Origin of the sequence: Candidatus Venteria ishoeyi (assembly GCF_030378065.1) — a bacterium.
Taxonomy (GTDB): domain Bacteria; phylum Pseudomonadota; class Gammaproteobacteria; order Beggiatoales; family Beggiatoaceae; genus Venteria; species Venteria ishoeyi.
The window spans coordinates 17,495-30,563 of record NZ_JAUCGJ010000037.1 but is presented as its reverse complement, the minus strand read 5'-3'; the positions used below and the strand labels follow the sequence as shown (position 1 = coordinate 30,563).

Annotated in this window: 13 protein-coding genes and 1 tRNA gene; 5 read left to right on the top strand and 9 right to left on the bottom strand. The window is 45.7% G+C overall.

Annotated features, from left to right (window positions below):
- Window positions 1-317: 317 nt before the first annotated feature.
- The 3 genes from QUF61_RS12740 to QUF61_RS12730 all read right to left on the bottom strand — a co-directional run bounded on the left by QUF61_RS12740 (window position 318) and on the right by QUF61_RS12730 (window position 3,208).
- Complete coding sequence (locus QUF61_RS12740; protein WP_103921145.1) at window positions 318-2,015, bottom strand: right-handed parallel beta-helix repeat-containing protein; 1,698 nt, start codon at window positions 2,013-2,015, stop codon at window positions 318-320.
- Window positions 2,016-2,136: 121 nt separating this feature from the next.
- A complete protein-coding gene (gene recX, locus QUF61_RS12735; protein WP_289682017.1) occupies window positions 2,137-2,592 on the bottom strand; it encodes a recombination regulator RecX in 456 nt (151 codons plus the stop codon).
- Entirely contained in the window at window positions 2,585-3,208 is a 624-nt protein-coding gene (locus QUF61_RS12730; RefSeq protein ID WP_103921147.1) for a pentapeptide repeat-containing protein, read from the bottom strand. The genes recX and QUF61_RS12730 overlap by 8 nt, the downstream gene beginning before the upstream one ends.
- 322 nt (window positions 3,209-3,530) lie before the next feature.
- Here QUF61_RS12730 and QUF61_RS12725 point away from each other — a divergent pair, with 322 nt between their 5' ends.
- On the top strand, window positions 3,531-4,517 hold the full coding sequence (locus tag QUF61_RS12725) for a stage II sporulation protein M (protein ID WP_103921148.1): 987 nt from the start codon (window positions 3,531-3,533) through the stop codon (window positions 4,515-4,517).
- Window positions 4,504-5,271: a hypothetical protein gene (locus QUF61_RS12720; RefSeq protein ID WP_289682016.1), complete on the top strand. Its 768-nt coding sequence runs from the start codon at window positions 4,504-4,506 to the stop codon at window positions 5,269-5,271. Before QUF61_RS12725 ends, QUF61_RS12720 begins: the two co-directional genes overlap by 14 nt.
- A gap of 1,084 nt (window positions 5,272-6,355) precedes the next feature.
- Here QUF61_RS12720 and QUF61_RS12715 read toward each other — a convergent pair.
- From QUF61_RS12715 to QUF61_RS12705, 3 genes are read right to left on the bottom strand one after another with little or no spacing between them, the layout of a single operon-like run.
- A complete protein-coding gene (locus QUF61_RS12715; RefSeq protein ID WP_289682015.1) occupies window positions 6,356-7,054 on the bottom strand; it encodes a tetratricopeptide repeat protein in 699 nt (232 codons plus the stop codon).
- Window positions 6,988-8,934: a tetratricopeptide repeat protein gene (locus QUF61_RS12710; protein ID WP_289682012.1), complete on the bottom strand. Its 1,947-nt coding sequence runs from the start codon at window positions 8,932-8,934 to the stop codon at window positions 6,988-6,990. The genes QUF61_RS12715 and QUF61_RS12710 overlap by 67 nt, the downstream gene beginning before the upstream one ends.
- 2 nt (window positions 8,935-8,936) lie before the next feature.
- Window positions 8,937-9,389, bottom strand: a complete 453-nt coding sequence (locus tag QUF61_RS12705; protein WP_289682011.1) for a hypothetical protein — start codon at window positions 9,387-9,389, stop codon at window positions 8,937-8,939.
- A gap of 580 nt (window positions 9,390-9,969) precedes the next feature.
- On the opposite strand from QUF61_RS12705, the gene QUF61_RS12700 reads away from it, so the two are divergent.
- The 3 genes from QUF61_RS12700 (at window position 9,970) to QUF61_RS12690 (ending at window position 11,839) form a co-directional block, all read left to right on the top strand.
- Window positions 9,970-10,045 (top strand) — tRNA-Asn (locus tag QUF61_RS12700).
- A 139-nt stretch (window positions 10,046-10,184) separates the two neighbouring features.
- A complete protein-coding gene (locus tag QUF61_RS12695; RefSeq protein ID WP_103921153.1) occupies window positions 10,185-10,562 on the top strand; it encodes a hypothetical protein in 378 nt (125 codons plus the stop codon).
- A gap of 17 nt (window positions 10,563-10,579) precedes the next feature.
- On the top strand, window positions 10,580-11,839 hold the full coding sequence (locus QUF61_RS12690) for a 6-phosphofructokinase (RefSeq protein ID WP_103921154.1): 1,260 nt from the start codon (window positions 10,580-10,582) through the stop codon (window positions 11,837-11,839).
- A 148-nt stretch (window positions 11,840-11,987) separates the two neighbouring features.
- On the opposite strand, the gene QUF61_RS12685 is transcribed toward QUF61_RS12690, so the two are convergent.
- The 3 genes from QUF61_RS12685 to QUF61_RS12675 all read right to left on the bottom strand — a co-directional run bounded on the left by QUF61_RS12685 (window position 11,988) and on the right by QUF61_RS12675 (window position 12,973).
- Window positions 11,988-12,449, bottom strand: coding sequence for a hypothetical protein (locus QUF61_RS12685; RefSeq protein ID WP_289682010.1), 462 nt, complete (start codon window positions 12,447-12,449; stop codon window positions 11,988-11,990).
- A gap of 66 nt (window positions 12,450-12,515) precedes the next feature.
- Entirely contained in the window at window positions 12,516-12,755 is a 240-nt protein-coding gene (locus tag QUF61_RS12680; protein WP_289682009.1) for a type II toxin-antitoxin system RelE family toxin, read from the bottom strand.
- Window positions 12,752-12,973, bottom strand: a complete 222-nt coding sequence (locus QUF61_RS12675) for a hypothetical protein (protein WP_146066728.1) — start codon at window positions 12,971-12,973, stop codon at window positions 12,752-12,754. The genes QUF61_RS12680 and QUF61_RS12675 overlap by 4 nt, the downstream gene beginning before the upstream one ends.
- Window positions 12,974-13,069 lie beyond the last annotated feature (96 nt).

Genomic DNA, 13,069 nt, shown 5'->3' with positions numbered 1-13,069 from the left:
TTTCTTGCAAGTTACCTAAGCTGTTTTCTATTATTAATGCACTGAAATCAGGATTAAGATAGACCACATCGATGGGGGGATAAATTCCTGGTTTCCCGTTCATTCCAACGCTCAGGGTATTGTCGTTTTGCTTAGGAGTGAGAATTTTATAACTTCAGCAACTTGGCTGGTCTTTTTCTCCATTTTCTACGTTGTGCCTGTTTGGACTTAGGCAGTTACATAGCTTGCTATGCGCCTGTTTTCACGCCTTGAAAATGAATAAAAATCCTGCACCCAGTTTCTGCATTTATTTCATCCTCACTCCTTAGCAATATTTTTTAGCGCACCTGCCCATCAAAATCATCTACCGGTACGGTTGCCGCGCTACCCTGAGCAATGGCAGGACTACCCGCCTGCAAGCGCAAATCAAGCTGATTGGCATTGACGAACAAGGGATCGGCGAGGATAAAGTTATCCCCGTGCATTTCACCATTGCTGCTGGTTTTATCCTCATGGCTGAATAAATTATGCTCTACAGTTAAACGACTGGCATCACGCAGCTTTTGCAATTGCACATCATCGCTGGCCATCAGGTTATTGCGTACCACCACCTGATTCGCTTCACTGTTGCGCAGTACAATCGAACCGCCATAGACATTGCCCGGCCCATTATCATAAAAAGTATTATTATAAATCTGAATATTCTCCATGGGTGAAGTATAACCATTACCCAGATGCAGACCGTAATTATTCTGATAAATCAGATTATTATAAATAGAGATATTGCTCACTGTGCCGCCACGCTCGCCTGCCAGGGCAATGCCGTGATAATGACAGTCATGCAGACGATTCTGGTAAATCGAGATATTGTCCACCAGCGCATTCCAGGCATCCAGATAAAGACAACTGTTATTGGGGATGTCGGTAATTTCATTATGATGTATGAGGCCATTACGGCTGCCATCTTTAATGGATAAAGCATTATGACCGCGCACACCGCCGCCTTCATGAATTTTGTTATAGCGAATCTCAAAATCCTGCGCATCTTCACCAATGGATATATTTTCCTGCTCGGTGCCGCTGCCATTGTTTGCCAATTGGACTTCATTACCGTCAACACTAAAATTCTGACTGCGCCATACGGCAATGCCCGCATCGTGGCTGTCATACACATAATTGTCTTGTAGCAGAATATTGTTGCTGTTATAGACCAGAATGCCAGCATCCTGGGAGCCTTGCACTTTTAACCCCATCAGCCAGATATGACTTAAGTTATTAACCAGTATCAGACTGGAAAATGGCGCACCTGGCCCTTTCACCAGATTAACGCTATTGCCATTAAATACCGCTGTTTCCCCTGGGTGTGAGGCAAAAATAATCGGATAGGCTGCGTTGCCGCTGTTGACTGGCGTTAGCTGGCTGCGATAAGTGCCGCCGCGAAACAATATTAAGTCCCCTGCCTGCGCGGTTTGTGCGGCCTTTTCCGGGCTGCGCCAGGGCTGCGCCAGCGTACCAGGATGATTATCATCCCCTTGTGGTGAGACATAAAAAATTCTTTGCAGCGCCTGAATGTTCATTTCCAGGGTGCTAAAACGCAACGAACCACTGAGTTGACCATCCGCTTCGGTATCCAGGCCAAAGTATAAGCGGAAATCCCCGGCTGGCAAGGACAAGGGTATTAAAGGCGTGCGGGGAAAACTCTGTAATGGGGTTTGTGCCAGTGCATGTACGCCTTCACGCCAGTAGAACTGTTGTAATTGCGTATCAAACTGATAAGAAAAGAGCAGTTCTCCCACTTGTGCCACCAGCCACCAGTCAACAGGAACCCCGCTTTGTGTATTGGCTTCAACTTTTACATTCAGCGTGAAGTTTTGAAATGCATAACCCTGAATGCGCTCATAGCGACCATCGACATCCATTTGCAGTGTTGGCAACGGCGTGTAATGGTGAGCGCCAATATCCACAGCCCATGTCACAGGGCTGTGCAAGAAAATAAAACATAAAAATAACAGGTGAAATGGTTTCATGGTTTTCATATAACGTCCTACCGCGTGATGAAAAGTGATAATGGATATGAAGAGATAATAAGATTGGGGTTGGTTTGGGTTTAATAAAACATGACCAATGGTGGAAAAAACCTTGTCAACGTATCAGGCTTTAGTCTTCTGACAAAACAGCGCGAATTTGCTCACTGCTAAAACCCCGATAACTTAAAAAGCGCATTTGCTTGGCCCGCTGTTTCATCGACTCTGGCAGTTGCTGCCCAAAGCGTTTTTCCCGGACTTGATGTGCTTGCTGCCACCAGTCTACTGTCTGCTGCTCAAGTGCTGTTGTTATCAAGTCTTCATCAATACCACGATGGCGTAATTCCTGGCGTATTCTTTGTGGGCCATAACCCTGGTTACAGCGGGTTTGAATAAAGTTTTCGACAAAGCGGGATTCATCCAGATAATGCTGTTCCTGAAGTTTTTCTAAGGCATTGGTGATAGCTTCTGCCGCTAAGCCTTTAGCCGCCAGTTTACGCTGCAATTCCACCTTAGCGTAATCACGGCGGCTCAGTGCAGCAAGTCCGGCATTATAAGCGGCCTTATATGCGACTTCATCATCACTCATTGCGTTTAACTTTACTCAGATCGGCATTGGTAAAATCGGTTTCAACGATATTGGCATTAATTAAAATGGCGCTGGTCAGATCGGCCCCGGTGAAATTAGCCTTAAATAAATCGGCATTAGACAAATACACTTCAATAAGATTGGCATCAGTCAGATTGGCCTTAAATAAATTCGATCCTGTCATATTGGCACGAAACATATCCGATTCAAACAAATTGGCGCGAAACAGATTCGCCTCGCTGAGATTAACGCCAGAGAGAAAGCAGCGTATCAAATAGGCTTTGGATAAGTTAGCCTCGCTCAGCGTAGCATCTGTCAGGGTGGTATCTGACATATAGGCCTCACTGAGATTGGCTTCATTAAGGTTTGCGCGGGTCAGGTTGGCTTTAGACAAGTTAGCTTCAGTTAGGTTTGCGCCATTGAGGTTGGCACCGCTCAGGTTTGCCTTGGTTAAATCAACCCGGGACAAGTTCGCTCTGAAAAACTCACCCTTAGATAAATTTAGGCCCGACAAATCGCTCCCGGACAAGTCGGCCCAGGTCGAGGCGTTCTCTCTCCAACTGTTCCAAGCTTTGATGCCTTGCATTAACACCGCCAAGTGTTCTGAATCGGCCATAATTGTTCTTTATTTTGGGCTGGGTTGCAAAAAATACTCATAGCATACCATTGGAAGCCTTCTGAACAAACCTGATTCATTACTGATTTACGCTGGAAACAGGGAAATTTTAAGATTAGGCTATTTTCCCGTATCATTTATTCTGGTTTTTAGAACGATAAAGGTGTACAGATATGTCAGATTGCCGTTCAACCTCCTGCACCTCGGACACTTCTTCCAAGCGGCATAGATGTCCCGTTAATGGCAAAGCATACAAAGTCTGTGAAACGCAAAACCCATCAGGCAAATATTGTTTGAAAGACTTTCCTAAGTGTGATCAAATATGAAACAACAACAATTTGAACAAATGCATCAGCAGCAATGGAAGCAACTGGAGCGTTGGCTAAATGAGCAAGATAAACCGATGCGTCAACGCCTGCCTGACATGAAAGGTCTTATACAAAACTTCCCCACCCTCTATCGCCAGGTGTGTCAACATCTGGCGCTGGCACGGGAACGGCATTATTCCCCCTATTTACAAAACCGCTTAAACCAACTGGTATTACGCGGACAACAGCAGTTATACCAACCGGCAGACGGATTCTGGCGCAATCTCTGGGAATTTCTCAGCACAGGCCTTCCACAACGGGTACGCAGCGAAAAACGCCTGTTTTTAGCCGCTTCCTTATTGTTTTACGGGCCGCTGCTGGCCTTCTGGATGCTGGCGCAATGGCAGGAAGATTTAATTTATGATGTGATGGGCAGCGAACAAGTCGCGGAATATGAAGCCATGTACGAACCCTCATTCTCGCGTATCGGGCGCGAGCGGGAATCTGACACCGATATGATGATGTTTGGTTTTTATATTCAAAATAATATCAGTATTGGCTTTAAAACCTTTGCCACAGGTCTGCTGCTGGGGCTTGGCAGCTTATTTTTTCTCATCTATAACGGCATGGTCATTGGCATTATCGCCGGACACATGTTTAAGGTGGGTTACAGCGAAACCTTTTACACCTTTGTTGCCGGACACAGCGCCTTTGAACTCACTGGTATTGTGCTGTCAGGCGCGGCAGGCTTAAAATTGGGTATTGCTCTAATCGCACCGGGACGCTATTCGCGTAAAGCCTCCCTGCGCCGTGCCGCTGCTCAAGCCATGCCGCTGGTTTATGGCATGATATTATTACTGGCGCTGGCGGCAGTGGTGGAAGCATTCTGGTCATCCAACGCGCTGATACCCGCACCGATTAAATATAGCGTTGGCTTGTTTTTCTGGTTGTTTATTGCCGCTTATTTCATCCGCGCAGGACGTACTCATGCAACTGGATAAAATTCGTGCGATTGTACGTCCACGCGCACCCTGGGAAGCCATCGATCTGGGGCTGGTTTTAATCCAGCACGATGCGCTCAAACTCTATCGATTCTGGTTATTGTTATTCCTGCCATCGGGCCTGCTGGTTTATTTCTTCCTGGCACAATGGCCTTATCTGGCAGCGCTGGTAGTCTGGTTACTCAAACCCCTATGGGATATTTTATTATTACATTTTTTCAGTCACGCCTTATTCGGTGAATACCCCGCGATTTTGCCCAGCCTGCGCGCTTTTATACATGCCATCTTTAAAAAAGGTTTATGGTTGGGCGTGTTTTTATTACGTTTATCCCTCTCACGTAGTTTTCGCCTACCCATCTGGCAATTGGAAAACCTGGGTTTTAGGCTACGCCACAAACGTCAGCGATTATTACTCAAAAACCAAATGGGTATTGCACGTTCTTTAAGCATTGCCTGCTTTTTATTTGAATGGGTGATTTATGGCTCTCTCATTCTATTATTTTTATTTTTTCTACCGGAAAGCGCAGACTATTGGGCTGATGAAATATTATCCGCGACTGTGCATGATGAATATGCCGATACTTGGGCTTACTGGCTGCTTGCCAGTTTTAACCTGCTTGCCATTGCTGTGATTGAACCCTTTTATATCGCGGGTGGTTTCAGTTTATACCTGAATCGCCGCACCCATCTGGAAGCTTGGGATATTGAACTGCGTTTTCGGCATATGGGGAAGCGCCTGCAAGCAGATATGTAATAAACCCCGTCTAAGCTGAAAACCACAGTTTTTGTCATTCCCGTGTAGACGGGAATCTAGTACAGCGAACACTAAGTTCACATAATAACTTTGAGCGTAGGACTGGCAGTCCTTTAAGGACTGCCAGTCCTGAAGTTATTATTTCCCTTGTTACCAAGCTCCAGCTTAGTAACGCTTGCCGAAATGGATACGGGAAGCTGGAGCTTCCAGGTCTGCATTCCCAACGAGGACGTTGGGAACGAGGGAAAGAGTGGTTGATGTTTAAGATAATTTCCCTTGTTACCAAGCTCCAGCTTGGTAACGCCTGCCTTGCAAGCTCCAGCTTGGTAACGCCTGCCTTGCAAGCTCCAGCTTGCCGAAATGAATACGGGAAGCTGGAGCTTCCAGGTCTGCATTCCCAACGAGGACGTTGGGAACAAGGGAATTTGAGTATGAATTTTTAGACAAAATTTCAGTGATTGAAATCAATATGTATTGCTCAAGATTGATTCAAGATTGATTCAAAATGTATTGGTCAATGGCTTATTCAAAATGTATCATTCAATATATATTAAGTAACTTGCACGGATAAAAATCCTGCGTGCTATGGGGATGTTATTTCTTGCGAGTTACCTTAGCAACCTTTAAACGGCGAAACGCCGCACAGTCCAAGTAGTTTCCCGACCATTGGAGTGCACAGCGTTTCATTTTCTAATCTGCTTCATTAGAGGAGTTAATTATGAAGCGAAAAAAGTCATCTGGCAATAAGTGGATGTTAAGTTTATATCTAAACATCAAAGAGTGGTTGATGTTTAAGATAATCTTCAAAAAACTGAAGTAATAAACGGAAAGCCCACTAAATAGTGGGCTTATTTTTTTGCGTGGGAAAGCCGCAGTGCCAAAACCCCCACACCCTGCCTGGGAATCTGTTTAAAGGGTTATGTGGCGGCCTGGAATTCTATTTCTTGCTTTGAAAGCCCCGTTTACTCAGTGTTCTTCTCTTAGTTAAACACCGAGGCAACCCGAAAAAGCTGCGGGGGGCGTGCTGGGCGCGGCGGGGGCTGGGGCTTGGTTTTGAGGTTGCTGGGACTTAACGCTGGCGCGTTTAGTTGGTTTGTTTGCTGGGGTTATTGGTATCGAGGTCTTTGAGCCATTGCCGTACTGTTTCGGCAGTGGGAGATTTGATTTCCTCAAAAATTTGCAGGGATTGTTGCCAGAGCTCCCGTGCTTTCTCAACCTGGCCCAGGTCGCTGTAGGCGTTGCCCAGGTTGCCCAATGTATTGCCTTCTAGTTGTTTATTCCCAATCTCCCGGCTGATAAGCAAAGCCTGTTCATGATAGTCGATGGCTTTCTCAACCTGGCCCAGGTCGCTGTAGGCTAAGCCCAGGTTGCCCAATGTATTGCCTATTCCCTGCTTGTTTCCAATTTCTCGCTTAATAGCCAAAGCCTGTTCATAATAGTCGATGGCTTTCTCAACCTGGCCCAGGTTGCTGTAGGCTAAGCCCAGGTTGCCCAACTGGTTGCCTTCGCTGTTTCTGTTACCAATCTCCCGGCTGATAAGCAAAGCCTGTTCATGATAGGCTATGGCTTTCTCAACCTGGCCTAGGGCGCTGTAGGCTAAGCCCAAGTTGCCCAACTGGTTGCCTTCACTGTTTCTGTTACCAATCTCCCGGCTGATAAGCAAAGCCTGTTCATGATAGGCTATGGCTTTCTCAACCTGGCCCAGGGCGCGGTAGGCTAAGCCCAGGTTGCCCAACTGGTTGCCTTCACTGCTTCTGTTACCAATCTCCCGGCTGATAAGCAAAGCCTGTTCTCATGATAGTCGATGGCTTTCTCAACCTGGCCCAGGGCGCTGTAGGCGTTGCCCAGGTTGCCCAAGTCTGCACCTTCTCCTGATTTATCCCCAATCTCCCGGCTGATAAGCAAAGCCTGTTCATGATAGTCGATGGCTTTCTCAACCTGGCCCAGGGCGCTGTAGGCGTTGCCCAGGTTGCCCAAGTCTGCACCTTCTCCTGATTTATCCCCAATCTCCCGGCTGATAAGCAAAGCCTGTTCATGATAGGCTATGGCTTTCTCAACCTGGCCCAGGGCGCTGTAGGCGTTGCCCAGGTTGCCTAGCCATGCCCCTTCGTTGCGCCTGTCCCCAATCTCCCGGCTGATAAGCAAAGCCTGTTCATGATAGGCTATGGCTTTCTCAACCTGGCCCAGGACGTAGTAGGCGTTGCCCAGGTTGCCCAACTGGTTGCCTTCATTACTTTTATCCCCAATCTCCCGGCTGATAAGCAAAGCCTGTTCTTGATAGGCTATGGCTTTCTCAACCTGGCCCAGGGCGCGGTAGGTGTTGCCCAGGTTGCCCAGCCATACCCCTTCGTTGCGCTTGTTTTCCAGTTTGCAGGCCGCTTCCAGTCCTGTTTGCTGGACGATAATCAACTCTGCCCAGTAGCCTTGAATATCCAGGTAATTTTCTATTGCCCTGCTGATATTTTCAGCCAGTTGCCAGGCTTGACGCTGCATACAGTTGTCCAGCAAATACAACAAATGCGGGCGTTCCGGGTGCAGTCCTTGATAACCTGCTAGTCCTTTGGCGCTTTCGGTTTTAGCGAAGTCGATATACCAGTTCACCAGGTTTTCAAACACGGCATCGGCAAGTGGCAGGGATTCGCGGGTGTAGGTGTGGATTAAAGCATGGCTGACCTGGTAGCGACCATCTTCACGTTGCAGCAGGCCGTAGCCGATTAAATCCCGCATGGCCTTGCGTAAATCACCCTCAGATAGTTGCAGACTGTGGCGGATGATTTCCTGATCGAATGGCGACATGGCAAGTAAACCCACCAGCGCCAACACATCCCGCGCAGTTTCACTGACTTGCGCCAGACTGCGCTCCAGTAAATACGGCACCGAGGCATGACGGTGGTGTTCGTTGTCAGGATCAAGGGCTTCCAGGGGCATTTTTTCCAGCCATGCCAGGTATTCCGTGCTGGTTTCTTCGGTTTCGTTAAGATAGCGCCCCACCAGGCGTACCGCCAGCGGCAGGCCGCCGAGCAGTTGGCAAATCTGTTGCGCTGTTTGTTCGTTGTCTATTTGACGATCTGCCCATTCATGCAGCAGTTTAAGCGCATCTTTTTGTTTCAAGGGCTGCATATCCTGACGCTGGTCGATAGCATCTTGACGTTTGCGACTGGTGACCAGCACCCCGCAGTTTCCCGCTACGCTTTGAACCTTGCGTAAATCATCGGCATCTTCGGCACCGTCCAGCACCAGCAGGGCATGACGACCACTCAGGGCGTGACGCGCCGCCTGTTCCGCCATGCCTTGTGAATCCACATCATAAGCACGGGCTATCCATTCCAGCGCCACGTCCGCTGAGGGTTCGTTGTAAAAGCTGTGGAAGAAAATGCCGTCAGGGAATAATTCAGGGGCTTTATTATCCGGTGCCAGTGTCCAGATGGCTTCGGTGGCCAGCGCGGTTTTGCCGATGCCGCCGGGGCCGCACAGGGTAGCTGTGTTGCCGGGGCGGAGGTCTTGCAGTAGTTTTGCTAAAGCTTCTACCCGGTCGGTAAAATGTGCCGCTCTTGGTGGGCGGTGGAGAGGGATAGCGCGTTCTGTTGTAACGCCATTAACAGTAGATTTTATGTAAACTGTAGCACCACGAAAATCACCCGGTAAATCCATTTTATCGCCCATAGTCATACTCCGGTGATTTTACCGACAACAGCCACAATCTGTGTAGCGACTTTCAAGGCTGTGGGCATAATGTCTGCCACGGCTTTGCTGGCTTCCAACAGTCCCTTGCCAGTAATCTCCAACAGGGTTTTATTCGGCTTTTCCGCCGCGCTGGTCTGTACCAGAACTTCAGCGGTTTTTGCCACTGCCTCGGCTGCTTCAGCTTTTTCTGCGGGTGCTTGTTGCAGAGTATCATTGAGTTGCTGGATTAGCTTACTCAGTTCTTCTTTGAGGGAATCATCTGCATTAGACAGTGCGCCAATTGTTTGCGTAACATTATTCAAGGTGGATTTGATATTAACATTGGCCCCGCGAAAATCACCGGACATGTTGAAGGTATCGCCTTCATTCCTGGTTTCATTGACAATATTATTTTGAGTACCTACATGCTGGTTGGTTTGGTTAAATACGCTCATTGTTGATTCCTTAAGCTTTTGTTTGTCAGTGTTTATGCCATCAGTTTACTATGAAGCAATACAAATTCCAGGGTTGTTTTATGTTCCGGGGTGATGAGCCACCTACATGATCGTTAGCTGGAAATGGTAGCCTTTTTCCAGAAAGAAGCCTTTGCGTAACACCCGTTAGGTAATAAACAGAAAAACCAGCGTGAAGCAAAGGCGGTTTTTTTATATTTCAAAACTTCAAAACCTGTGAAAAAGAAGCCTTTGCGTAACACCCGTTAGGTAATAAACAGAAAAATCAGCGTGAAGCAAAGGCGGTTTTTTTACATTTCAAATACTTCAAAACCTGTGAAAAAGAAGCCTTTGTGTAACACCAGTTAGGTAATAAACAGAAAAACCAGCGTGAAGCAAAGGCGGTTTTTTTATATTTCAAAACTTCAAAACCTGTGAAAAAGAAGCCTTTGCGTAACACCAAACTAAATATTTTTAATTTCCCGCTTGACAAAGTGTCTGTTTTTGTCTAGTATTCGCGGGCTGATTTTATTTAGCGGAGGCAATAAATAAGGATTTATTGTTCTCTGTTTATTTAGCATTTTCCCCGATAGCTCAGCAGGTAGAGCAAGTGACTGTTAATCACTGGGTCGGCGGTTCGAATCCGTCTCGGGGAGCCATTTCTCAAATCATATACTGAATCAATGTCCCGCATTTATTCAGCTCATAGTCAAAAGCGCCAATAGCGCCAATAACAATCCCCCCGATTGTTTTTTAAAAACCAGGCACTTCGCTTGACTTACCAATACAGACTTTAATATGTCCGATTCAATAGCAGATTTCGGTAACTCAGAACTCTGGGTTATCCAAAGTACCCTGAAAGAGCGTTATAACCGCGATATTCCCTTTGAAATCGGTGACAGCGAAATTCGTTTGTTACCCAGCGACAGAACGCTGACACCATGCCCGGTGATTTATTGGAATGTCGAAAACGTAAATTTTGTTATTTTTAAAACCGGCGCGGAGCGTTATCGCTGCCAGTTTTATTATCGTCTTTACCAACAGTATGGGACGAATAAATTCGAATTTGATAATATTGGTGATTGCGTCATTACGCTGCTGCAAACCCAGGCAGATTATGCAACCCAGGAAAAACAAAACCAGGAAAAGCAGGACCAGGAAAATACTCAGACCTAAACAAGGAGAATAAAGCTATGCCTAAAAATGCCTTTTATGCACAATCAGGTGGTGTTACCGCTGTTATTAACGCATCCGCTTGTGGCGTGATCGAAACAGCGCGTCAGCATGGTGATAAAATTGGAACGGTTTACGCCGGTCAAAATGGCATTATCGGTGCCTTAACAGAAGATTTGATCGACACCAGCAAAGAATCCGCGCAAGCGATTGCCGCACTGCGCCACACCCCTTCTGGCGGCTTTGGTTCCTGCCGTTACAAAATGAAAAGCCTGGAAGATAACAAACGCGAATATGAGCGTTTGATCGAAGTATTTAAAGCCCACGATATTGGTTACTTTTTCTATAATGGCGGCGGCGATTCCGCAGACACCTGCCTGAAAGTGTCCCAGTTATCTGAAAAAATGGGTTTCCCGATTCAAGCGATCCATATACCTAAAACTGTAGATAACGATCTGCCAATTACCGATAACTGCCCAGGCTTTGGTTCCGTTGCCAAATATATTGCAGTTTCCACCATGGAAGCAAGCTTTGACGTGCGTTCTATGGCAAAAACTTCAACCAAAATTTTTGTTTTGGAAGTGATGGGTCGTCATGCGGGCTGGATTGCCGCCGCAGGTGGTTTAGCCTCATCTAATGGCACGGAAATTCCTACTGTAATTCTGTTCCCGGAAGTTGAATTTGATCAGGAAAAATTCCTGGCTAAAGTTCAAGCCAATGTGGAAGAACATGGTTATTGCACCATCGTGGTTTCTGAAGGCACCAAATGGCCTGATGGTCGTTTCTTAGCCGAGCAAGGCACCCGTGATGACTTTGGTCATGCGCAATTGGGTGGCGCTGCCCCTGTGGTTGCCAACATGATTAAAGATGCTCTGGGTTATAAATACCATTGGGCAGTTGCTGATTATCTGCAACGTGCAGCACGTCATCTGGCCTCTAAAACTGACGTTGAGCAAGCTTACGCAATGGGTAAAGCCGGTGTTGAACTGGCACTGGAAGGTAAAAACTCCGTCATGCCAGCGATTGTGCGAGAATCCTCCACGCCTTACAAATGGAGCATCGGCAGCGCGCAGTTGTCTGATGTGGCAAACGTTGAAAAAATGATGCCGATGGAATTTATTTCCGAAGACGGTCTGGATATTACCGAAGCCTGCCGTGAATATCTGGTACCGCTAATTCAAGGTGAAGACTATCCGCCTTATAAAGACGGTATGCCTGAGTACGTCACCCTTAAAAATGAAAAGGCTGGCAAAAAATTAGGTGAGTTTGAAGTTAAATAGAAAATTTCTGCTGGAAATTTTCTAAGTTAAAATAAGTTAAAAAAAGCGTAAAATCTTTGATGATTTTATGCTTTTTTTATGGGGATGGGATAAGCCTTCTAAGCCAGACAGATAAGTGCCTCGTTACCATGCTCTACCAGCTAAGGAATTAGTATCTCCTCCTAAACAAGCGGATAAAACTTTTGATTAGACCTGTTTTCTCTTTTTCTGCTATAGGAGGATAAGCCTTTAACCCAGCTTTCATAGCACCTTCAACTGTCCCGTTTAGATGCTCCATTCCTATAGGGGGATAAGCCTTAAGCCCAGCTTTCATAGCGCCTTCAACCGTCCCGTTTAGATATTCCGTTCCTGGAAATAACCAGTCATCAGGATCATATTTTTCTGTACTATATTTGTAAATTGCAAAATCCCAGTTATCTATTTCACCTTGATATTTCAATCGACATACCGGATCTGAAGCACCTGAATAGCTCCGACCAAGATACAAGTAGCCACCACGGTAACGAACATTATAGAAGTTTTCCGGGTTTTTAATTATATTTTGGTTAAACGTATCAACAATACGTTGTACTTCATTTTTGATATCTGTAGGGATGGTTTTCTTTGCCATTTTTTATCCAAAATACATAAATACATAAATACATGTTTGTGTGTTTTCAACAAAGTCATATATTGGTTATTTATAAATATCACCTCTGGTATCTACTTTTAGTATCTTAACCTCTCCGCTCTTCATTTGAAACAAGATTCTGTACTTGGATACTCTTAGTCTGTAAATAACAGGAATATTATTTCCCACCATTTGTTTCACATCGCCTTCTGGTAACGCCTGAATTGCATCAAATATTTTTTTCTGTAATTTCTGATCATATTTTGAAAATTTTTTCTCAAACGTCCTGGAATAATAAAACCTCATAAACCAAACTTCTTTTTAAACTCATCCTCTGATGAAAAGTTATTTTCTGCCAAAATCTCCAATACTTCTTGTTCATCTTCGGCTTCCAGCAACAAATTGACCTGTTTATCATTCTTATCAAGATAATCCGTCAGGCTCTCTCTGACTATTTGAGCGATTGATTTTTTTTCTATAGCACTGAAATCCTGTGCTTTTTTATATAATGACTCATCAATCATTAAACTTAACCTGTGCATAATATTTTCCTTTTACTCAGTAATAAACCGTATAAGGCATTATCATATAATCCTTCAGTGGCACGAACTTGTTTCTTA

Excerpts from the sequence above, each read along its gene's own strand:
- recX (WP_289682017.1), bottom strand. The coding sequence starts at position 2,592 with ATGAGTGATGATGAAGTCGCATATAAGGCCGCTTATAATGCCGGACTT.
- QUF61_RS12680 (WP_289682009.1), bottom strand. The coding sequence starts at position 12,755 with ATGAGGTTTTATTATTCCAGGACGTTTGAGAAAAAATTTTCAAAATAT.
- QUF61_RS12720 (WP_289682016.1), top strand. The coding sequence starts at position 4,504 with ATGCAACTGGATAAAATTCGTGCGATTGTACGTCCACGCGCACCCTGG.
- QUF61_RS12740 (WP_103921145.1), bottom strand. The coding sequence starts at position 2,015 with ATGAAAACCATGAAACCATTTCACCTGTTATTTTTATGTTTTATTTTC.
- QUF61_RS12695 (WP_103921153.1), top strand. The coding sequence starts at position 10,185 with ATGTCCGATTCAATAGCAGATTTCGGTAACTCAGAACTCTGGGTTATC.
- QUF61_RS12690 (WP_103921154.1), top strand. The coding sequence starts at position 10,580 with ATGCCTAAAAATGCCTTTTATGCACAATCAGGTGGTGTTACCGCTGTT.
- QUF61_RS12730 (WP_103921147.1), bottom strand. The coding sequence starts at position 3,208 with ATGGCCGATTCAGAACACTTGGCGGTGTTAATGCAAGGCATCAAAGCT.
- QUF61_RS12675 (WP_146066728.1), bottom strand. The coding sequence starts at position 12,973 with ATGATTGATGAGTCATTATATAAAAAAGCACAGGATTTCAGTGCTATA.
- QUF61_RS12705 (WP_289682011.1), bottom strand. The coding sequence starts at position 9,389 with ATGAGCGTATTTAACCAAACCAACCAGCATGTAGGTACTCAAAATAAT.
- QUF61_RS12725 (WP_103921148.1), top strand. The coding sequence starts at position 3,531 with ATGAAACAACAACAATTTGAACAAATGCATCAGCAGCAATGGAAGCAA.
- QUF61_RS12685 (WP_289682010.1), bottom strand. The coding sequence starts at position 12,449 with ATGGCAAAGAAAACCATCCCTACAGATATCAAAAATGAAGTACAACGT.
- QUF61_RS12710 (WP_289682012.1), bottom strand. The coding sequence starts at position 8,934 with ATGGGCGATAAAATGGATTTACCGGGTGATTTTCGTGGTGCTACAGTT.